General features: G+C 61.1%; 20 protein-coding genes. 4 read left to right on the forward strand and 16 right to left on the reverse strand.

All coding sequences use genetic code 11. The features are described from left to right. Positions 1–9 precede the first annotated feature (9 nt). From fabG to FW800_RS26280, 5 genes are all read right to left on the reverse strand, one after another. Positions 10–753 carry a 3-oxoacyl-ACP reductase FabG gene (gene fabG, locus FW800_RS26260; protein WP_005790544.1) on the reverse strand — a complete coding sequence of 248 codons (744 nt, stop codon included), beginning with the start codon at positions 751–753 and terminating at the stop codon, positions 10–12. A 24-nt stretch (positions 754–777) separates the two neighbouring features. Beyond that, complete coding sequence (gene fabD / locus FW800_RS26265; RefSeq protein WP_032879861.1) at positions 778–1,716, reverse strand: ACP S-malonyltransferase; 939 nt, start codon at positions 1,714–1,716, stop codon at positions 778–780. Between the two features lie 126 nt (positions 1,717–1,842). Continuing rightward, on the reverse strand, positions 1,843–2,853 hold the full coding sequence (plsX, locus tag FW800_RS26270; RefSeq protein ID WP_032879860.1) for a phosphate acyltransferase PlsX: 1,011 nt from the start codon (positions 2,851–2,853) through the stop codon (positions 1,843–1,845). 4 nt (positions 2,854–2,857) lie between these two features. After that, positions 2,858–3,040 (reverse strand): 50S ribosomal protein L32, encoded by a 183-nt coding sequence (gene rpmF / locus FW800_RS26275; protein WP_003179396.1) that lies wholly within the window; start codon positions 3,038–3,040, stop codon positions 2,858–2,860. Between the two features lie 13 nt (positions 3,041–3,053). Further along, positions 3,054–3,584, reverse strand: coding sequence for a YceD family protein (locus FW800_RS26280; RefSeq protein WP_005790551.1), 531 nt, complete (start codon positions 3,582–3,584; stop codon positions 3,054–3,056). 105 nt (positions 3,585–3,689) lie between these two features. Here FW800_RS26280 and FW800_RS26285 point away from each other — a divergent pair, with 105 nt between their 5' ends. After that, the gene (locus FW800_RS26285; protein WP_446438801.1) at positions 3,690–4,268 is read left to right on the forward strand and encodes a Maf family protein; all 579 of its coding nucleotides are present in this window, start codon (positions 3,690–3,692) and stop codon (positions 4,266–4,268) included. Between the two features lie 71 nt (positions 4,269–4,339). On the opposite strand, the gene FW800_RS26290 is transcribed toward FW800_RS26285, so the two are convergent. Genes FW800_RS26290 through rluC form a run of 3 tightly spaced genes read right to left on the reverse strand, consistent with a single transcriptional unit; the run spans position 4,340 to position 6,953 of the window. Continuing rightward, positions 4,340–5,323: a S49 family peptidase gene (locus tag FW800_RS26290; RefSeq protein ID WP_078822095.1), complete on the reverse strand. Its 984-nt coding sequence runs from the start codon at positions 5,321–5,323 to the stop codon at positions 4,340–4,342. 21 nt (positions 5,324–5,344) lie between these two features. After that, positions 5,345–6,007: an HAD-IA family hydrolase gene (locus tag FW800_RS26295; protein WP_223019106.1), complete on the reverse strand. Its 663-nt coding sequence runs from the start codon at positions 6,005–6,007 to the stop codon at positions 5,345–5,347. Then, a complete protein-coding gene (rluC, locus tag FW800_RS26300; protein WP_005790558.1) occupies positions 5,994–6,953 on the reverse strand; it encodes a 23S rRNA pseudouridine(955/2504/2580) synthase RluC in 960 nt (319 codons plus the stop codon). Before rluC ends, FW800_RS26295 begins: the two co-directional genes overlap by 14 nt. Before the next feature lie 766 nt (positions 6,954–7,719). On the opposite strand from rluC, the gene rne reads away from it, so the two are divergent. Next, positions 7,720–10,866 (forward strand): ribonuclease E, encoded by a 3,147-nt coding sequence (rne, locus tag FW800_RS26305; protein WP_446438802.1) that lies wholly within the window; start codon positions 7,720–7,722, stop codon positions 10,864–10,866. An 80-nt stretch (positions 10,867–10,946) separates the two neighbouring features. Here the strand turns inward: rne and FW800_RS26310 are convergent, their stop codons facing one another. From FW800_RS26310 to FW800_RS26320, 3 genes are all read right to left on the reverse strand, one after another. After that, entirely contained in the window at positions 10,947–11,531 is a 585-nt protein-coding gene (locus tag FW800_RS26310) for a nucleotidyltransferase family protein (RefSeq protein WP_446438803.1), read from the reverse strand. Further along, the gene (locus tag FW800_RS26315) at positions 11,528–12,514 is read right to left on the reverse strand and encodes an XdhC family protein (protein ID WP_078822099.1); all 987 of its coding nucleotides are present in this window, start codon (positions 12,512–12,514) and stop codon (positions 11,528–11,530) included. Before FW800_RS26315 ends, FW800_RS26310 begins: the two co-directional genes overlap by 4 nt. Positions 12,515–12,655: 141 nt before the next feature. Beyond that, complete coding sequence (locus tag FW800_RS26320; protein ID WP_003189258.1) at positions 12,656–13,987, reverse strand: dicarboxylate/amino acid:cation symporter; 1,332 nt, start codon at positions 13,985–13,987, stop codon at positions 12,656–12,658. Between the two features lie 338 nt (positions 13,988–14,325). Between FW800_RS26320 and FW800_RS26325 the strand changes: the two genes are divergently transcribed. Further along, entirely contained in the window at positions 14,326–15,324 is a 999-nt protein-coding gene (locus FW800_RS26325) for an AraC family transcriptional regulator (RefSeq protein WP_446438804.1), read from the forward strand. Between the two features lie 102 nt (positions 15,325–15,426). On the opposite strand, the gene FW800_RS26330 is transcribed toward FW800_RS26325, so the two are convergent. Genes FW800_RS26330 through FW800_RS26340 form a run of 3 tightly spaced genes read right to left on the reverse strand, consistent with a single transcriptional unit; the run spans position 15,427 to position 17,774 of the window. Further along, positions 15,427–16,773, reverse strand: coding sequence for an ATP-binding protein (locus tag FW800_RS26330; RefSeq protein WP_005790567.1), 1,347 nt, complete (start codon positions 16,771–16,773; stop codon positions 15,427–15,429). Further along, positions 16,770–17,447 (reverse strand): response regulator, encoded by a 678-nt coding sequence (locus FW800_RS26335; RefSeq protein ID WP_005790569.1) that lies wholly within the window; start codon positions 17,445–17,447, stop codon positions 16,770–16,772. Before FW800_RS26335 ends, FW800_RS26330 begins: the two co-directional genes overlap by 4 nt. Positions 17,448–17,465: 18 nt before the next feature. Beyond that, complete coding sequence (locus FW800_RS26340; protein WP_005790571.1) at positions 17,466–17,774, reverse strand: hypothetical protein; 309 nt, start codon at positions 17,772–17,774, stop codon at positions 17,466–17,468. A 138-nt stretch (positions 17,775–17,912) separates the two neighbouring features. On the opposite strand from FW800_RS26340, the gene FW800_RS26345 reads away from it, so the two are divergent. Next, positions 17,913–18,632, forward strand: coding sequence for a 4'-phosphopantetheinyl transferase family protein (locus tag FW800_RS26345; RefSeq protein WP_446438805.1), 720 nt, complete (start codon positions 17,913–17,915; stop codon positions 18,630–18,632). A 20-nt stretch (positions 18,633–18,652) separates the two neighbouring features. On the opposite strand, the gene FW800_RS26350 is transcribed toward FW800_RS26345, so the two are convergent. Further along, positions 18,653–20,263 carry an ATP-binding protein gene (locus FW800_RS26350; RefSeq protein ID WP_446438806.1) on the reverse strand — a complete coding sequence of 537 codons (1,611 nt, stop codon included), beginning with the start codon at positions 20,261–20,263 and terminating at the stop codon, positions 18,653–18,655. Beyond that, positions 20,260–20,985 (reverse strand): response regulator, encoded by a 726-nt coding sequence (locus FW800_RS26355; RefSeq protein WP_248131185.1) that lies wholly within the window; start codon positions 20,983–20,985, stop codon positions 20,260–20,262. Before FW800_RS26355 ends, FW800_RS26350 begins: the two co-directional genes overlap by 4 nt. Between the last annotated feature and the right edge of the window lie 314 nt (positions 20,986–21,299).

Genomic DNA, 21,299 nt, shown 5'->3' on the forward strand with positions numbered 1-21,299 from the left:
CGTCACAATTTAACTCATGTACATCCCGCCGTTCACCGGGATTGTAGCCCCAGTCACGTATGCCGCACCGTCGGATGCCAGGAAAGTGACCACATTCGCGATCTCTTGAGCCTGGCCCAGACGGCCCAGCGGAATCTGCGTCAGCAACGCTTCACGCTGTGCTTCCGGCAGTTCGCGGGTCATATCGGTGTCGATGAACCCTGGGGCCACCGAGTTGACCGTAATCGACCGCGAACCGACTTCACGTGCCAGTGCACGGCTGAAACCTTCCAGACCGGCCTTGGCGGAAGCGTAGTTTACTTGGCCTGCGTTGCCCATGGCACCCACTACGGAGCCAATATTGATAATTCGGCCCCAACGCGCCTTGGTCATGCCGCGCAAAACACCCTTGGACAGGCGGAACAGACTGTTCAGGTTGGTATCGACCACGTCGTACCACTCGTCGTCTTTCATGCGCATCATCAGGTTGTCACGGGTGATACCGGCGTTGTTCACCAGAATCGCCGGCGCACCGAACTGTGCAGTGATCTCGGCCAATACGGCAGCCACGGACTCATCGCTGGTCACATTCAGCTCAAGGCCGGTACCCTGCACGCCGTTTTCCTTCAGGGTCGCGGCGATACGCTCGGCGCCCGAGGCGGAAGTGGCGGTGCCGATCACAACGGCGCCCTGACGGCCCAGCTCCAGGGCGATGGCCTGGCCAATGCCACGGCTAGCGCCGGTAACCAGTGCAACTTTACCTTGCAGACTCATGCAGGCTTCTCCTAAGTACGGGATTCAGGCCAGTGCCGCGCGAGCGGCAGCGAAGGCTTCAGGGGTATTGAGGTTGGCGGTCGACACACCGTCGGCGCAGCGCTTGTTCAGGCCGGCCAGGACTTTGCCCGGGCCGCACTCGACCAACTCGTTGGCGCCGTTGGCAGCCAGGGTCTGGACCGATTCAACCCAGCGCACCGGCTTGTACAGTTGCTCCAGCAGGTCGCGCTTGAGGGTGTCGAGGTCGGCAGCCACGGCCGCGCTGACGTTCTGCACCAGCGGGATCTGCGGCGCCTGCCAGTTGATGGCCGCGATAGACTCGGCAAAGCGCTCGGCAGCCGGGCGCATCAGTTCGCAGTGGGACGGCACGCTCACCGGCAACGGCAGTGCACGCTTGGCACCCCGGGCCTTGCAGCCTTCGATGGCGCGCTCAACAGCCGCCTTGGCGCCGGCGATCACCACCTGGCCCGGGGAGTTGAAGTTCACCGCGCTGACCACTTCACCTTGCGCCGCTTCGGCGCAGGCCTCGATTACCACCGCATCGTCCAGGCCCAGGATCGCGGCCATGCCGCCCTGCCCGGCCGGAACGGCTTCTTGCATCAACTGGCCACGACGCTCGACCAGCTTGACCGCTTCACCAAGGGTCAGACTGCCCGCCGCCACCAGGGCGCTGTATTCGCCCAGGCTGTGTCCGGCGACAAATGCCGGACGCGCCCCACCTTCTGCCAGCCACAAGCGCCACAGGGCGATCGAAGCGGTCAGAATGGCCGGCTGGGTTTTATCGGTTTGATTGAGCTGCTCTTCCGGCCCCTGCTGGGTCAGCGCCCACAGGTCGTAACCCAGGGCATCGGAAGCTTCCTTGAAGGTATCCAGAACCAGCGGGTATTGCGCGCCCAGCTCGGCCAACATGCCGAGGGACTGCGAACCCTGCCCTGGAAAGACGAATGCGAGGGATGTAGACATGTAACAAGCCCCTAATGATCTGGTCGTCAAAAATGCGCACTCCAACGGTGGGAGCGCGCGAAACTGACAGATTGGATGGTCAATTGAACTGGCCGGTCACATTTAAGCACTCCCGGGCCAATTCGCCTAAGGCAACAGATCCTCAAGACGGCCGTGCAGGCGTTGCGGCAGGTTTTCCTGTATCTCGATCAACGCCCGCGCAATCGCACTTTGAAACCCCTGCACGCCGGCCGAGCCGTGGCTTTTGACCACAATGCCCTGCAAGCCGAGAAAGCTCGCTCCGTTGTGCCGTGCCGGTGCCAGGTCGGCCTGCAAGCGGCGCATCAACGGCAGCGCCAGGGCACCGACCATGCGCGATACCAGGCTCTGCTTGAACAAGGCTTCGATACGCGTGGCAATCATGGTTGCCAAGCCCTCGCTCGACTTGAGCAGGATGTTGCCGACAAACCCGTCACACACCACCACGTCGGCTTCACCACGGTACAAGCCGTCACCTTCGACAAAACCTATGTAGTTCAAGCCCGGCGCGCCTTGCAACAACGTGGCGGCCAGCTTGACCTGCTGGTTGCCCTTGATGTCCTCGGTGCCGATATTCAGCAGGGCGACCCTTGGCCGGGCTACGCCCAGCGCTTCAGCGGCCACCGAGCCCATCACGGCGAACTGCAACAGGTGCTCGGCACTGCAATCGACATTGGCGCCCAAGTCCAGCAACTGGCAATAGCCCTTCTGCGTCGGGATCGCCGCCACCATCGCCGGGCGGTCGATACCCGGCAAGGTCTTGAGCACATGCCGCGACAAGGCCATCAACGCCCCTGTATTACCGGCACTGACACAGGCTTGCACCTTGCCATCACGCAGCAGCTCAAGAGCCACACGCATTGAAGAGTCGGGCTTGCCGCGCAAGGCTGCGGCCGGCTTTTCATCCATGCTGATGGTTTCGCTGGCGGGCGTAATGGTCAGGCGCGCGCGATCCACCGCCGGATGGCTGGCAATCAGTTCTTCAAGAAGGGTAGGTTGACCGACGAGGGTCAGGTGCAGCGAGGGCGTAGCAGACAGGCTGGCAATGCAGGCCTGAACAATGCTGCGGGGACCGAAGTCCCCGCCCATTGCGTCAATCGCGATGACTTGGGCAGACAAGTGATTACTCGTCAGCGCCCTTGTCGATCACTTTACGGCCACGGTATACGCCTTCTGGCGATACGTGGTGACGCAGGTGAACTTCACCAGTGGTCTTTTCCACGGACAGGGTGCTAGCCTCGAGAGCGTCGTGCGAACGGCGCATGTCACGGGCGGAGCGGGATTTTTTGTTCTGCTGAACAGCCATAATTGATTAACTCCTAAACGTTTGGGTCACGCTTTAACTGCGCCAATACACTGAACGGGTTGGACCGCGTTACCTCGTCCTCGCTCGGCTCGGCCTCGTCATCGAGACCCTCCGGCTGCTGGCATTCTTCCGGATGATGAGCAGGCACAATGGGCAAGGCGAGCAAAAGCTCCTCCTCGATCAGTGCATGCAGATCCAATGGATCTTCGCCCAGTTCCAGCACGTCATAACCTTTCGGCAACGACTGGGTATTCGCACCCTCTTTCACCACAGCATAACTGCATTCGCTGTGGATCGGCAGGGTGACCAGCTCAAGACAACGCTGGCAAACCATTTTGACTTCGGTGTCGATAAAGCTGTGGATTACCACAGACTTACGTTCATCTCGTTCAAAAACGAATTTAGCCTGCACCGTACCGACAGTGTCGGAAAGCGGGTCGCAGAGTCTCTCCAAATCGGCCAGCAGCACTTCACCTTGAAGGGTGGTGCCACGATCAGCCAATTTGCGCGGGTCAACGTGAGGTGGAATCGGGTCATTCAACATAGGCGCAGCATTATAGGGATGCACCCAGCCATGTCAAAGGAAATTCAGCCCTGTGCGTCAGCCGGTCGCGTCGCTAGAATCGGTGACTGCCTTGAGGAGACGTATATGCTGCCTTTATTACTCGCGTCCAGCTCGGTTTATCGCCGGGAATTACTGAGCCGCCTGCACCTGCCTTTCACCTGCAGCTCGCCGGATATCGACGAAAGCCACCGCCCGGACGAATCCGCCATCGAATTGGTAAAGCGCCTGGCCGAAGAAAAAGCCCACGCCCTCGCCGCCAGCCATCCGGGCCATTTAATCATTGGCTCTGACCAGGTCGCTGCACTGGAAGGCCGGATCATCGGCAAGCCTCACACCTTTGAAAACGCCCGCGAACAGTTGTTGGCGGCCAGTGGCAAGCGTGTGAGCTTTCTTACCGGGCTGGCACTGCTCAACAGCAACACAGGGCATTGCCAGGTCGACTGCGTGCCTTTCACGGTAACCATGCGCGAGCTGGATGCAGAGCGTATTGAGCGCTACCTGCGGATCGAGCAGCCCTATGACTGCGCGGGCAGCTTCAAGGCCGAGGGGCTGGGCGTGAGCCTGTTCCAAAGCACCGAAGGGCCGGATGCGACCAGCCTTGTCGGGCTGCCGCTGATTCGGCTGGTGGATATGCTGCTCGCTGAGGGCGTGCAAATCCCTTAAATACACCACCGGCCAAATGTGGGAGGGAGAAAGCCCCCTCCCACCTTTTGATCTAGAGCAGGCTCGGGGTATCAGCGTAGCGTCGGGCCTTGGAAGCCCATGTACAGCGCAAGCTTCTCAGCCACGCTGGCGCCGAGCTTTTTGGAGAAGCGATCAAACGGCGATTCCTCGACCGTAAAATCCACCAACTCCTTCTCGCCAACCACATCCCGCGCCACCGAGCTGGCACTACCCAATCCGTCAATCAAGCCCAGCGGCAATGCCTGCTCGCCCGACCACACCAACCCGGAGAACAACTCCGGATGATCCTTATCCTTCAACCGGTCACCACGGCCCTGCTTGACGCTGGCAATGAACTGGCGATGAGTGGTATCGAGCACGCTCTGCCAAAACGCGGTTTCATCCGCCTTTTGCGGCTGGAAAGGATCCAGGAACGCCTTGTGCTCACCCGAGGTGTAGGTGCGACGCTCCACCCCCAGCTTCTCCATGGTGCCGACAAAACCGTAACCGGCCGCCGTCACACCAATGGAGCCCACCAGGCTGGCCTTATCGGCATAGATCTGGTCAGCGGCACTGGCGATGTAATAAGCCCCCGAGGCGCCCAGGTCGGAAATTACCGCGTAGAGCTTGGTATCCGGATGGAGTGCGCGCAGCCGGCGAATCTCGTCATACACATAGCCCGACTGCACAGGGCTGCCGCCAGGACTGTTGATACGCAGGATCACGCCCTTGACCTTGGGGTCTTCGAAGGCGGCGCGCAGGCTGGTGACGATATTGTCGGCACTCGCGGGCTCTTTGTCGGCAATCACACCGCGCACCTCAATCAGGGCGGTGTAGTGACTACCGCGGGTAGCGCTTTTTTCCATATCCATCAGCGGACTGAACAGCGCCAGCATCCCAAGCAGGTAAACAAAGGTCAGCAGCTTGAAAAAAATCCCCCAGCGCCGCGAACGACGCTGTTCCTGGACACTGGCCAGGAGGGTCTTCTCCAGCAGCTTCCAGCTTTTATCATCACTGCTTTCGGCCTTTTCGGGCGCTTTCCACTCGTCACTCATGCCATCAACCCCAGCAAAGACTTATCGGGCCCGGCTGAGCCAGGCCTGCAATTCAGAAAAATGATCAATCGTGAGCCTCGGCTCGTATTGCTGCAACGCCTCGGCAGCCTGGGCGCCATAGCTGACCGCCACGCTGTCCATGCCAGCATTGCGCGCCATCATCAGGTCGAAAGACGCATCACCCACCATCAATGCCTGGCGCGGCGATACACCGCAATGATCCAGGATCTGCTCCAGCATCAGAGGATGGGGCTTGCTGGCGGTTTCATCAGCCGCACGGGTAATGTCGAAATAGTCTTCCCAGCCATGCGCCTTGAGCACCCGATCCAGCCCGCGACGGGCTTTTCCGGTGGCGACCGCCAGCTGATAGCCCTCGGCACGCAAAGCCTCCAGCGACTGCACCACACCGTCGAACAGCGGCGAAGGCTCGGCCTCCAGCGCAATGTAGTGATCGGCATAGTGCTCGCGGAACGCTATCAGCTCGTCGTCGGCAATTTGCGGGTAAAGCGTGCGGATTGCTTCAGGCAAGCCCAAGCCAATGATGCCCTTGACCGCGATGTCGCTGCACAACTCAAAACCCGAGCGAGTCGAAGCCATATGCATCGACTCGACAATCCGACCAATGGAATCGCACAGCGTCCCATCCCAATCGAAGATAAGCAGTTTGTAGTCAGGGTGCGACACTCAAACGCTCCACGGTCTTGGCCCACATCTCGTCGACCGGCGCCTGCAATTTCAGCTCGCCACCATCGGGCAGCGGCACAGTGAGCATGTAGGCGTGCAGGAACAGACGTTTACCGCCCAGATCGCGGATCTCCTTGGAGAAACCTTCATCACCGTACTTGGTGTCACCGGCAATGCAGTGCCCTGCGTGCAGTGTGTGCACGCGTATCTGGTGGGTACGACCGGTGACCGGCTTGGCTTCGACCATGGTGGCAAAGTCGCCGAAGCGGCGCAGTACCTTGAACAGGGTCAGGGCTTCTTTGCCCTCCTCGTCCACCTCGACCATACGCTCACCGGAACGCAGGTTGCTCTTTTGCAGCGGTGCACGAACGCTCTTGATCGAGCTGGCCCAATTGCCACGCACCAGCGCCATGTAGCGCTTGTCCACACCGTCGCCACGCAGGGCGGTGTGCAGGTGGCGCAACATGCTGCGCTTCTTGGCGATCATCAACAGGCCGGAGGTGTCACGGTCCAGGCGATGGACCAGCTCCAGCTCCTTGGCATCCGGGCGCAACTGGCGAAAGGCTTCGATCACGCCGAAGTTCAGGCCACTGCCGCCGTGAACTGCGATGCCGCACGGCTTGTTGATCACGATCAGTTTGTTGTCTTCGAAGACAATCGAGGCTTCCAGGCGCTGCAACAGCCCCTGGGCCAAGGGCACAGGCTCGTCGCGCTCAGGCACGCGCACGGGCGGCACACGGACGATATCGCCCGCCTGCAACTTGTACTCAGGCTTGATCCGCCCCTTGTTCACGCGCACTTCGCCTTTACGCAAAATGCGGTAAATCAAGGTCTTGGGCACGCCTTTGAGCCGGGCCAGGAGAAAATTGTCGATGCGTTGGCCGGCATATTCCGGCGAGACCTCAAGCAGCTGGACGCTGGGGGTCGGGGGGGTGGTAGTCGTCATGGCCGCGATGATAACAATTTTTTATGGAATTGAAGCACTTAATCATTGCTGCTATAGTCGCGAACGCCGCCAAAAGCGGCCTGGGCAGAGGACATGCGGCAAATTGCCGGCCCTGACCATCGCAATTCATCAGGACGCGAGGCCGTCCTACGGGGCTTCGGCCACCTTGGAAGGCTCGGGATTGTAACAAGCGCAGGTGACATGAGGCCTGAAGCGAGTGCAAAAAGCAGAGTGAATACTCGCGTTTTGCGCCGATATTTACGGCCAGTTCACAAAGTGCAGTCAGTCTTGAGCCAGACCATGGCAGATGCTTCGGAAACAACGCCTGTTAAGAGCTGAGTGAGAGCGCAGTCGCCCACACCTAGTCTTGTTTAGCCATGAGCGTGGACTCCCCATTGGAGCCCACGGTAAATGCCAACCCGCTGCGGATTCTGCGCGCGGCAGCACCCGAATTATCAGGGATACGTGTAGGGTGGAGATGCACAACCGTCGGACTGTGTAGCACTAGGCTTGTTTCAGACGCTTCATCTCGTCCACAGTCGCCGGTTGATTCCTCCTCCTGACCTTAGCTTTTGTTGAAGTGGTGCCTTTGTCACCACCGCTAACGAGCAGGACGCGTCCGTCGCGATACCGGCCCAATTGGCAGGTTTTGCTGGACACTGGAGTGGCCAACCACTCTTGACGCACCTGACACCGACCGTGAGAAGTCGTGTGTGCCGAACGCCGTTTCCGGCAGCCCGGAAACCGACGGTACAACATGAAAAGAATGCTGATTAACGCAACTCAACCCGAAGAGTTGCGTGTTGCACTGGTAGATGGCCAACGCCTCTACGACCTGGACATCGAGTCCGGTGCACGCGAGCAAAAGAAGGCCAACATCTATAAAGGCCGTATTACTCGCATCGAACCAAGCCTTGAGGCTGCCTTTGTCGATTTCGGCTCCGAGCGCCACGGCTTCCTGCCCCTCAAAGAAATCTCCCGCGAATACTTCAAGAAAGCCCCCGAAGGCCGCGTGAACATCAAGGACGTCCTGAGCGAAGGCCAGGAAGTCATCGTCCAGGTCGAGAAAGAAGAACGTGGCAACAAGGGCGCCGCCCTGACCACCTTCATCAGCCTCGCTGGCCGTTACCTGGTCCTGATGCCGAACAACCCGCGTGCCGGCGGCATTTCCCGTCGCATCGAAGGCGAAGAGCGCAACGAACTGCGCGAAGCGCTGAACGGCCTGATCGCACCGGCCGACATGGGCCTGATCGTTCGCACTGCAGGCCTGGGCCGCAGCAGCGAAGAAATGCAGTGGGACCTCGACTACCTGCTGCAACTGTGGACCGCTATCAAGGAAGCGTCCCTGGACCGTTCCGCGCCGTTCCTGATCTACCAGGAAAGCAACGTGATCATCCGCGCCATCCGCGACTACCTGCGCCAGGACATCGGCGAAGTGTTGATCGACAGCGTTGAAGCCCAGGACGAAGCCCTGACCTTCATCCGCCAGGTGATGCCGCAGTACGCCAGCAAGATCAAGCTGTACGAAGACAGCGTTCCGCTGTTCAACCGTTTCCAGATCGAAAGCCAGATCGAGACCGCCTTCCAGCGCGTGGTCGAACTGCCTTCCGGTGGCTCCATCGTGATCGACCCGACCGAAGCTCTGGTGTCCATCGACATCAACTCGGCACGTGCGACCAAAGGCAGCGACATCGAAGAAACCGCCCTGCAGACCAACCTGGAAGCGGCTGAAGAAATCGCCCGCCAGCTGCGCCTGCGTGACATCGGCGGCCTGATCGTGATCGACTTCATCGACATGACCCCTGCCAAGAACCAGCGCGCCGTGGAAGAGAAAGTCCGCGAGTGCCTGGAAGCCGACCGTGCCCGCGTACAAGTGGGCCGTATCTCGCGCTTCGGCCTGCTGGAAATGTCCCGTCAGCGCCTGCGCCCGTCCCTGGGTGAGAGCAGCGGTATCGTGTGCCCGCGTTGCAACGGCACCGGCATCATCCGTGACGTTGAATCGCTGTCCCTGGCAATCCTGCGCCTGATCGAAGAAGAAGCCCTGAAAGACCGCACCGCCGAAGTTCGCGCACAAGTGCCGATTCCGGTTGCCGCCTTCCTGCTCAACGAAAAACGCAACTCGATCACCAAGATCGAACTGCGCACCCGTGCTCGTATCGTCATCCTGCCGAACGATCACCTCGAGACGCCGCACTTCGAAGTACAGCGCCTGCGTGATGACAGCCCGGAAGCCCATAGCGGGCAGTCCAGCTATGAAATCGCTGCTGCCGCGGCCGAAGTGGAAGAAGTTCAGCCAGCGGCCGCGACCCGCACCCTGGTTCGCCAGGAAGCCGCCGTCAAGACTGCACCGGCACGTGCCAACGCACCGGTCCCGACCGAAGCCGCCGCACCGGTTGCCGCACCGGCCGCCCTGCCTGAGCCAAGCCTGTTCAAGGGCCTGGTGAAGTCGCTGGTCAGCCTGTTCGCCACCAAGGAAGAGCCTGCCGCCCCGGTTGTGGTTGAAAAGCCTGCCACCGAGCGCCCGGCGCGCAACGAAGAGCGTCGCAACGGCCGCCAGCAGAGCCGCAACCGCAACGGCCGCCGTGACGAAGAACGCAAGCCACGCGAAGAACGTGCACCGCGTGAAGAACGCGCCCCCCGTGAAGAGCGCGCTCCTCGCGAAGCCCGTGAAGAAGCCCCGGCCGTAGCCCGTGAAGAACGTGCACCGCGTGAAGAGCGCGCACCACGTACCCCGCGTGCTCCGCGCGAAGATCGCAAGCCGCGTGGCGAGCGTGAAGAGCGTGTGCGTGAACTGCGCGAGCCGCTGGATGCAGCACCTGCCGTCGCTGCTGCCGCTGCCGCAACCACCGAAGAACGCCCGGCGCGCCAGCCGCGTGAAGAGCGTGCCCCACGTGAAGAGCGCCAGCCGCGCCCGCCGCGTGAAGAGCGTCAACCACGCGCCGAGCAAGCCGCTGCCGCCAGCGAAGAAGAAGTACTGACCGGCGAAGAGCAACTGCAGGAAGACGGCCAGGACAACGCCGAAGGCGATCGTCCACGCCGCCGCTCCCGTGGCCAGCGTCGTCGCAGCAACCGTCGTGAGCGTCAGCGTGACGCCAACGGCAACGTGATCGAAGGCTCGGAAGAAGCCGGCGAAAACGCAGAAGCGGCCAGCAACGAACCAACGGGCGCCGAACTGGCTGCCGGCTTGGCCGTTACCGCTGCCGTCGCCAGCTCGGTCATCAGCGCACCTGCTGAAGCCCAGGCTCACGAGCAAGCCGAGCGTGCTACCGCCGCTGTCGAAGAAACTCCTGCCGTAGAAACACCCGTTGTCCAGACCCCAGTGGTTGAAGCGCCGGTTGTGGAAGCGCCAGTTGTTGAAGCCACGACCCCTATCGAAGCCCCAGTGGTTGCGCAAGTGGAAGTTGCTCCGGTTCGCGACGCACAACCAGAAACCGAAGTGGTTGCTGTTGAGCCCGCACCGGTTATCGAGCCTGCGCCAGTGGTTGAAGTGGCTGTAGAAACACCGGTTGCCGAAGAAGCCGCCCCGGTTGTGCGTGAAGTTCGCGAAGAACAGACCGCCTTCCAGTGGACCGCTGAGCCAGCTGCCCCGGTTGAAGCGCCAACGCCTGCCCCTGCGGTAGAAGAAGCGCCGACGCCGGTTGCTGAAGTCGTCGCCGAGCCAGCCCCAGTGGTTGAGCCGACGCCGGTTGTGGAGCCCGCACCCGTGATTGAAGTTGAAGCCCCAGTGGTTGCCGAAGTGGCTGCCCCAGTGGTTGAAGCTGCACCTGCCAGCGCCCTTACCGAAAATGGCCGTGCGCCGAACGACCCGCGTGAAGTGCGTCGTCGTCGCAAGGAAGCCGAAGCAGCTGCCGCAGCGGCTGCCCAGGCGGTAGAGCACAAGGCCGTGGAAGAAGAGCCTAAACCCCTCGTCTGATTCCATCCGCCACTAAAAAGCCCCGCCTGAGCAATCAGGCGGGGCTTTTTTATGGCTACTTGGAATGCCAGCTCCCACACTTAACCTGCAGTAAAACTCAACCGTTGCGGCACATCGACATCCCAAAGCACACCAGGATCATCTACCTGCACCTCTCGCACCTGTGTTTGTGCAAACAACGGCTTGGCCCCACGATCCCCACTCAGAGTCATCAGCGCCGGCCCAAACGTGTGATCGAAAGCCACCGGGTGCCCATACTGCCCGGCAGATACCGGCACAGTGATGCCCTCCACGCTGGCAATAATCCGCTCGATAATCGATGACTGGATAAACGGCATATCCCCCAACACCACCAGCCACCCATCCGCTGCACCGCTGGCCTTGACCGCGGCCGCAATGCTGTCGCCCATCCCGCTCGAGTCCAGCAGTACAACCTGACAGCCATAAGCCTCTGCCAGGCGGATAACCTCCCCGCGCCCCGGCGACGTCACCAGCCAGCGCGTTACAACACGCTCAGGCAAGTTGCGCAGCACCTGCTCGATGACCGGCCGGATAACGCCATCCAGCCCCACGCAAGCAGCCAGTAACTTGTCTTGATCCGCTCCGGCTTCGGCGCGAAAGCGACTGCCCTGCCCCGCTGCCAGCACAATCGCTGTAACGGTCACTGCGCCGCTACCGCCAGGGGCTTTTTCTGCATCGGTGCCACGCCGTTCTTGATCGCGACAATTTCCGCCATCAACGACAGGGCAATCTCCGCCGGTGTATGGCTGCCGATATGCAAACCAATCGGCCCGTGCAAGCGCGCAATCGCATCCGCCGACAAGCCCAGCGCCGCCAGGTTCTCCCGGCGCTTCTGGGTATTGACCCGCGACCCCAGGGCGCCGATGTAGAACGCAGCGGAGTTCAGCGCCGTCAGCAGCGCCATATCATCCAAACGCGGATCATGGGTCAGGCAAACGATGGCCGTGCGCTCATCGGTGTGGATGTTCAACACCGCCTCGTCGGGCATACCAGGTACAAAGCGGCCATGTTGCTCTTCCCAGCCGTAGACGAACTCTTCGCGGGGGTCGCAGATCAGCACTTCGAAATCCAGCAAGCGCGCCATTTCGGCGACGTAGCGCGACAGTTGCCCGGCGCCGATCAGTAGCAGCCGCCAGCGCGGGCCGTAAATGGCGCGCAGGCGTTCGCCGTCGAAGCTCACCACATCAGTCTTGCTCGCAGCGCTCAGGGTTACCGCGCCCGTGGCCAGGTTCAATTCACGTGCGACGACCTGGTGGTCTTCACAGCGCGCCAACAGTTGCTCGACCCAGGCCCAATCATCCACCCGCTCTTCGGTCAGGCGCAGCGTGCCGCCACACGGCAAGCCAAAACGTGCCGCTTCGTCGCGGGTGACGCCGTAGGTCACCAGTTGCACTGGTGGCCCATCGTCCGCCAGCCGCCCGTCCTGCAGGCGTGCGATCAAGTCATCTTCGATGCAGCCTCCGGACACAGAACCAATGACCACACCGTCGCCACGCAAGGCCAGCATCGCCCCCGGAGGGCGCGGCGCGCTGCCCCAGGTCTGTACCACGCTGTACAGCACCACGCGCTGCCCGGCGCGGCGCCATTCCAGGACGCTACGCAGGACATTCAAATCTACACTGTCCATCAAACCTTCCTGCCAGCGTTGAAAAATCGTCGTTTACTGTAAAGCAAAATAATCAAAAAGTGGCCGCGCACAAACGCAAACGCCCCGAACCAGTCGGGGCGTTTGCCAATTGCCTAAGCGTCAGATCACGCCATCAGCGGCTTACTTGACCACAGGAGCAGGGCCTTCGGCCACACCCAGGTCATCGAGCTCGCGAGTTTCGGAGATACCGGTACCACCGGATGCCAGCTCGCTTTGCAGCTTGTCGGTGTCCAGCTCCTTGACCCACTTGGCCACAACGATGGTGGCTACGGCGTTACCCACCAGGTTGGTAAGGGCACGGGCTTCGGACATGAAGCGGTCGATACCCAGGATCAGCGCCAGGCCGGCAACCGGCAGGTGGCCGACAGCCGACAGGGTGGCAGCCAGGACAATAAAGCCCGAGCCAGTCACACCTGCAGCGCCTTTGGAGGACAGCAGCAGCACCAGCAGCAGGGTGATCTGGTGGGTGATGTCCATGTGGGTGTCGGTCGCCTGAGCGATGAACACGGCAGCCATGGTCAGGTAGATCGACGTACCGTCGAGGTTGAAGGAGTAACCGGTTGGGATCACCAGGCCGACGACGGACTTCTTCGCACCCAGGCGCTCCATCTTGATCAGCATACGCGGCAGTGCGGATTCGGAAGACGAAGTACCCAGTACAATCAGCAGCTCTTCACGGATGTAGCGAATCAGTTTCAACACGCTGAAACCGTGAGCGCGGCAGATTGCGCCCAGCACCAGCACGACGAACAGGATGCAGGTGATGTAGAAGCAGATCATCAGCTGGCCCAGCTGCACCAGCGAACCCACACCGTAGGCACCGATGGTGAACGCCATAGCGCCCAGGGCACCGATTGGCGCGAGCTTCATGATCATGTTGATGATGTTGAACATCACGTGGGCGAAGCGATCGATGAAGTCCAGCACCGGCTTGCCGTAGGCACCCAGACGGTGCAGGGCGAAACCGAAGATCACCGAGAACATCAGCACTTGCAGGATGTCGCCGTTGGCAAAGGCGCCGACGATGGTGTTCGGGATGACGTTGAGGATAAAGCCGACAATGCTCTGGTCTTTACCGGCGGTGACGTAGGCCGCCACTTTGGAAGCGTCCAGGGTGGCGACGTCGATGTGCATGCCGGCGCCCGGCTGCACAACGTTGACAACGACCAGGCCGATCAGCAAGGCGATGGTGGACACGATTTCGAAGTACAGCAGTGCGTAGCCACCGGTTTTGCCGACCGATTTCATGCTTTGCATGCCAGCGATACCGCTGACAACGGTGCAGAAGATGATGGGGGCGATGACCATTTTGATCAGCTTGATAAAGCCGTCACCCAGTGGCTTGAGGGCCACGCCGGTCTGCGGGTAGAAGTGGCCGAGCAAAATACCGATAACGATTGCAACGATCACCTGGAAATACAGGGATTTGTAGATTGGCTGACGAGTCGTCATTGCAAAGTTCCTCAATCGTCCCGTGTGGCAAATATCCGCCATTGCCCACGACACTTGAATTGCGAACCCTCCTGCACTGGAGGGATTTGTTGTTTGCGAAGCCTGTAGGAGAGAGCCTGCGCTGCAATCCCTATCGCAAACAGCGTGCCACTTTGCTTAAACACCCTGAAGGCCCTTCAACATCGGGGCTTGGCGTTTATTGACGCGCTTGAGCCGTGGAACAAGGTGGCGGATTTCCGCCCGCCCACCCCGTCTCGTCCTACAATTTGGCGGATATCCGCCTTGCCGTCGCGCCGGGGTCTGACTACCATCCGCCACTCCATGGATGAGGCCCTTTCATGCGTGAACGTACCATCGCCAGTCACTACGCCCGAGCCGCCCTCGGCGGTGCGCGTCGTGTGGGTTACGACTACTCAGGGCTGTTGCAGCAGGTGGGCATCAGCCCCGAACTGCTGACCGAGCCCCGCGCCCGTATCGCTCCGGAGCAATTTACGCGGTTGCTGCAAATGCTCTGGCTGGGGCTGGATGACGAATACCTGGGGTTCGCCGAAGGCCCGAGCAAGCGTGGCACCTTCGCCATGATGTGCCACGCCCTGATCCACTGCCGCACGCTGGAAAAGGCTCTGGAACGCGGCTTATTGTTTTATAGCCTATTCCCACAGGGCCCACGCTGGCAGCTGACGAAAGAAGGCGATATGGCGCGGCTGAGCCTGGATGACTCACAATTATGGGACCCGGATCACTTCCTCAGTGAATGCCTGCTGGTGATCTGGCATCGCTTGGGCAGTTGGCTGATCGGCCAGCGAATCCGGCTGCAACAGGCCACCTTCAGTTACCCGATGCCGGCCCATGCTGGCGAGTACGACCTGCTGTTTCCCTGCCCCTTGGTGTTCGGTGCACCGACCAGCAGCCTGGTGTTTCCCAGCCGCTACCTGAGCCTGCCGTTGTTGCAGGATGAACGCACTCTCAAGCATTTTTTGCAGCGCTCCCCTGCCGACTTGCTGTCGCGGCCGGATGAAGGCGACAGCCTGAGCAGCCAGTTGCGCCGCTTGCTCAGCCGCGACCGCACGCCCTGGCCGGACCTGGAAGCCGTCGCCCAGCATTTGCACATCAGCCCGCAAACCCTGCGCCGGCACCTGCGCGAAGAAGGCAGCAGTTTTCAGGCTCTGAAGGATGAGTTACGGCGAGACATCGCCATCTACCACCTGGGGCGGGCGGATTTGTCTTTGCAGGAAATTGCCGAACAGTTGGGGTTCTCCGAACCGTCGGCGTTTCATCGGGCGTTCAAGAAATGGACGGGGTTGACGCCGGGGGCCTACAGGGCGCAGGAGAGTTAAAGGTATAGCGCCTGGGAGGGCCTCTTCGCAGGCAAGCCAGCTCCCACAATTGATCGGGTTTACAAAATCTGATGTGTGAATACATTCAGAGGCCAGTGCAGATCACAAGGCCGGAAAATGAATCCTGAACGCGGCCCCACCCAACGCTGAATCCCCCAACGTCAAACGCGCGTGATAGCTTTCGATGATGTCCTTGACCACCGCCAACCCGATGCCCTGCCCCGGGTGCTGGCGGTCCAGACGCTCGCCCCTTTGCAGGATCCGGGCGCGCTGGTCCGGTGGCACGCCTGGGCCATCATCTTCGATACACAGCTCAAGGCCGTCCAGGTTTTCCACCAGGCTGATTCGCACTTGCTTGAGGCACAGGCGATAGGCGTTTTCCAGCAGGTTGCCGAGCATTTCGAGCAGCGCACCTTTCTCGATGGGCACGTCGCACTCAGGTGGCAGATCAAAGGTGACGGTGACACGCTTGTCGCGGTAAACCTTCTCCAACGTATCGCACAGGCTTTGCAGCACGGGCTCCAGACGTACCTGGTGACGCACCAGCCCGCTTTTACGCAGACTCGCACGCTGCAATTGGTAGCCGATCTGCTGGCTCATGCGCTCAATCTGCGATTGCAATACCCACGCCTGGCTGCGCTCTTCGGGACGCTGGGCCATGTCTTCGCTCACCCCCTGCAAGACCGCCAGCGGGGTTTTCAAACTGTGGGCCAAGTCATCAAGGGAGTCACGGTAGCGCGTACGCTGTTCGCGCTCGCTGTGCAGCAAACGGTTGAGCGAGCCGGTCAGGCGCAACAGTTCGCGGGGGTGTTCTTCACTGAGGCTTTCGCGGGTACCGCCTTCGATCTGGTCAAGTTCCTGGCTCAGGCGCCGCAAGGCTTGCAGGCCCCAGGTCAGGCCCAGCCACAGCAGCGTCAACAGCACCAGCAGGGCCGCGCCGAATCCAAGGTAAAGGTTCTCGCGCAAGCCTTCGAGGGTCAGTTGGTACTCACGCACCGGTTGCAGGGCGACGATACTGAAGGCGGCGCTCTTGCCCCCCAGCAACCGGACCTCGACGTCATACACGAAGAATTCCTGGCCATTGGCCTCGCGGATGCGCGCAAACTCATTACCGCGCCCGTCGTAACGCGGTTTGTAGTTGATGTTTTCTTCCTGGGTCGCCCGCGAACGCCACACCAGATGGCCTTCGCGGTCGTAGATATAGCCGAGCAGGCGGCTGTCGGTAAGGTTGAAACGTTCGTCAGGCAACTGCGCCGGCATCAGCAGGCGGTTATTTTCCACCCGCGCCGCAGAAATCAGGGTGGTCACATCCGACGCCAGACGCTGCTCGATGGAATCCTGCAGGGCCAGGCTGAAGGCGCCTTGCATGGCCGGCAACAGGCCGAGCATAAACAGCACGGCCAGGGTGGCGGCCGCCAGCATCAGGCGCACACGTAGCGAGCGAATCAACGGCAGCGCTCATTGAACAGGTAACCCAAGCCGCGCACGGTATCGATCGGCTTGAACCCGGCGGGGCCTTCCAGCTTGCGGCGCAGGCGACCGACCAGCACTTCGATCACGTTCGGATCGCGCTCGTCATCATCAGGGTAGAGCTGCTCCATCAAGCGATCCTTGGCCACCACCTGTTGATGATGACGCATCAAGTACTCAAGGATCCGATATTCGTAGGCGGTCAACGCCAGCGGCTGTTCATCCAGGGAGGCCTGCTTGCGGTTGAGGTCCAGCAGCAACGGCCCGGCGATGATAGTGGACTGGGTAAAGCCGCTGGAGCGGCGCAGCAAGGCATTCATGCGCGCCTCCAGCTCTTCGAACTGGAAGGGTTTGACCACGTAGTCGTCGGCACCGGCCGCCAGGCCTTCGACCTTGTCCTGCCAGTTGCCGCGAGCGGTCAGGATCAGGATCGGGAAAGTCTTGGCCTGGGTACGCAATTGGCGGATCAGGTCCAGGCCGCCCATGCCGGGCAGGCCAAGGTCGATGATCGCCAGGTCATGGTTGAACTGGCCGGTCTGGTACAGGGCTTCCTCGGCATTGGCCACAGCTTCGACCACATGCCCACTGTCGGTCAGGCGGGTAAACAGGTGATGACGCAGCAGCGCCTCATCTTCCACCACCAGCAATTTCATAAGGCTCTCCAAGGCAATTCAACTGTCCGACAGAGGGATATCATAGCGGCCCTGCACGTCTTGCGGGCGCAGTTTAATGCCATTGTACTGGCCCGTCAGGTGCGTGTAGCCGCTGCGATAGTCGGGTTGCGCAGCGGTAACGCCCAGGGCCTGACCCCACGGCGCGGCCTGGGTGCCGACGTCTTCGAAGCTGACACGATGGATCAGGTTGCCGGATTTCCTGGTTTTTTCGCCGCCAAAGGCCGCAAAGGCGCCATCACTGGCCTGCACGCCGGCGGTGGCACCGAGCATGGTTAACGCCAACATCAGCTTCTTGATCGCAGTCATGGTCATTACCTCATATGCGTTTGGCCTGTGAGGTCCAGACTACGCAGGCGCCCCTGAACTCCCCCTGAACAGGCTCTTAACCACACCTGAACCGCGCCGGACTATCCACTGGCGCGCCAACTCGGCAAAATACCGCGCATGACGCCCCTACCCTCTTGCTGCACCCCGCTCGATGCCCATTGGCCGCTGCCTGTCGCCTTACCTGGCACGGTATTTTTGAGCACCCGATTCGATCCGGCCTTATTGGACGCGGGCGATTTCCAACGCAGCGCTGTGCCGCCGCCGGCGAGCATCCAGCGCTCGGTTGCCAAGCGTCAGGCGGAGTTTCTCGCAGGGCGCCTGTGCGCCCGAGAAGCGCTGCAACGCCTGGATAACCTCAACTGCATTCCAGCCATCGGTGAAGACCGCGCGCCGGTCTGGCCAGGGCATATCAGTGGTTCCATCACCCACAGCACCGGGCACGCCGCAGCGATTGTCGGGCATAAGGCGCAATGGCGCGGGCTGGGCATGGACCTGGAGAATGTGCTGACTCTGGAGCGGGCGGAGCGCCTGGCCGGGGAAATTCTGACAACCAACGAGCTGCAGCGTATGGCGACCATACCGCGTGAGCTGCATGGGTTGCTGGTGACGCTGACGTTTTCGATCAAGGAGAGCCTGTTCAAGGCGCTCTACCCCATCGTGCAAAAGCGCTTTTACTTTGAACATGCCGAGCTGTTGGAGTGGTCACAGGCGGGCCATGTGCGGCTGCGGTTGCTCACGGATCTTTCTGAAGAATGGGGTGATGGCAAAGAGTTGGAGGGGCAGTTTGGGGTGGAAGGGGAGCAGTTGTTGAGCCTGGTGGCCATCGGCGCTAGATAGACTTGGTCCCGATAGCGGTGTCAGGGTTTGTCTTGATCCCTTGGCCAACTCAGGCTGAAGCACGCCCCGCCCAGGTTGTTGCTCTTGCTGATCAACGCCCGCCCGCCGTGCCAATAGATGATCCGCCGCACAATCGACAGGCCCAGGCCATGGCCCCCCGAGGCGCGGGTACGGCTGTCGTCCAGGCGCAGGAACGGCGTGAAAATTCGCTCCCAGGCACTCTCCGGCACGCCGGGGCCATCGTCTTCCACATCAATACGGCAGCGCAGCTGGCCGACCTGATAACTGATCAGCACCTGGCCCTTGGCGTGGCGCATGGCGTTACTGACAAGGTTTTGCAGGGCGCGGTGCAGGTAACGCGGCTCAGCGTCGACCCAGGCGTCCTCCCAGTGGGCCGATGACAGGCAGACACCGCGAGTCACGGTGACCTGCGAGCGCAGTGGCGACAATTCGCCAATCACTTGGTCAAGCAGCGCATCGAGGTCCACTCGCTGGAAATTCAACTCCGGCGCGCCCTGCTCCAGGCGCGCATAGGTGAGCATTTCATCCACCAGGCCATCGAGGTCCTGGATATCGCCGTCCATGCCTTCCAGGTATTTACGCCGCGCCTCGGGAGTGGCGGCGTCACCAATCATCTCCAGGCCAAAACGCAGGCGCGCTACCGGCGTGCGCAGCTCATGGGACACCGCACGCACCAGTTCGCGCTGAATCGCCAGCAATTGCTGCAAGTGCTCGGCCATGCCATTGAACGCTGCCGCCAGGCGCCCTACCGAATCGGCGCCCCGGGCCGGCACGCGCACCTCCAGGTTGCCCTTGGCGATCCGCGTCGCTGCCGCCTCCAGGCCTTTGAGCCGACGCTCCAGCTGGCGCACCAGCAGATAAACGATCAAGCCGATCAGGGTCAGGCCGATCAAGGTGATCAGAATCAGCCACTGCGCCGGATAGGGGTTCATTTGATAGAGCGGGCCGATTTCCAGCACCCACGGCGTACCGACCATGCCGGCAAACACGCGGATCGAATCGCCGCCCTTGCCCAGGGCCATCACCGTATCGCCTTCCGCCACGCGACGGCGCTGGTCGTCGTCCATATCGGCCTGGTCGAGGGCCATCAAGTGCATCTCAAAACCAAAGCCCTTGGCCTGCTTGATGTCGGCCAGGCGTTGTGGCTGCTCAGCCACCGGAAAACGCACCAGTTCGTCGGCCAGCAGGTAGATAGTTGCACGGGCCAATTGCTCGCTGATCTGCTGCACTTCACCGGTGAGCACCAGCTGTTCCTGCTCGCTGACCAGTCGCAGCACCCGCGCCGCATGAGGGCCGGTCTGTTCCACCAGCACCTGGCCGCGTTGCAAGCGGTTGCGCTGGCCCAGGTCCAGTTGCGCCTCTGTAAACGTGCGCAGCTCCAGCGGAATGCCCAGCAAACGCTCCCATACCGCCAAGGCACGCAGCCGTTCGATGGCGTTCATGGCTTGCAGGTTATCGCCCATCAAGGCAAAGGTGCCGTGGGCCAGGCTTTCGCGGTATTGGCCGCTGCGCACGTCGTTGAGCAGATGCAACGCCAGGGCGCCGAGCAACGCCACCAGGATCAGCGCCGCGCACATGCCGCCGTAGATGCGCAGGAAGATCGAATTCACAGCGGCATGTCGGCAGCGGCTTCGGGGACGAACAGGTAGCCTTTGCTGCGGATGGTCTTGATCAGGCGCGGGTGGATCGGGTCGTCGCCGATTTTCGGCCGAATGCGCGAGATGCGCACATCAATGGAGCGGTCCTGGCCGTCGTAGCCAATGCCGCGCAGGGCAATGAAGATTTCTTCCCGGGACAGGATGCGCCCGGCATTTGCGACCAATAGCCACAGCAGGTCGAATTCGGCGCTGGTCAGTTCGATCCCGCCATCGTGCAACCAGGCTTCGCGCAGCGCGTTGTCCACCACCAGCGGGCCGAACTGCAGGCGGCGCTGGCTTTCCCCCGCCGCCGGTAACGCCGGCTCGCTGCGCCGCAATAGCGCCTGGATACGCGCCAGTAACAGGCGCGGGCGCACGGGCTTGCACACATAGTCGTCAGCGCCCATGTCCAGGCCCTGCACCTGGTCCATGTCGTCGGTACGCGCGGTAAGCATCAGGATCACGCCTTCATAGCGCTCGCGAACTTTGCGACAGATGCTCAGGCCATCTTCGCCGGGCAGCATCAGGTCGAGGATCACCAGGTCCGGCTGCTCGGCGATGATGCGCGCCGCAGCCTGGGCGCCATCGCTTTCCACCGACACGCGCAGGCCGTTGCTTTCCAGGTACTCACGGGTCAACTCGGCGAGTCGCTCGTCGTCCTCGATGATCAGTATCTGCCAGGCATCTTGCTCCACGCGCCACCTCATTATTATTAGAAATTCTTTGGCTCACGCGGCCTCCACCGCCCATACCCTGTTTGTCATGTTTTAAGGGCATAACAAAGCCCGATTGTAGCCATGCCCCAACCCTTAAATACAAGCCAGGAATTCCATTCGGTGATGGCGTTTTTTTGTGATAGGGTTCGCGCCCTCAAAATTCCAACCAACGGTTTGCACCTCGGAATATTCGGTGACAAACGGTGTGATCCAGTAGTAATGCGGCCTACACGGGTGTTCCACGATTCATACACATTTTACTCACAGCGTTATCCACAGGTAGTGCGTTGCTA

The organism is Pseudomonas sp. 910_23, assembly GCF_052850795.1.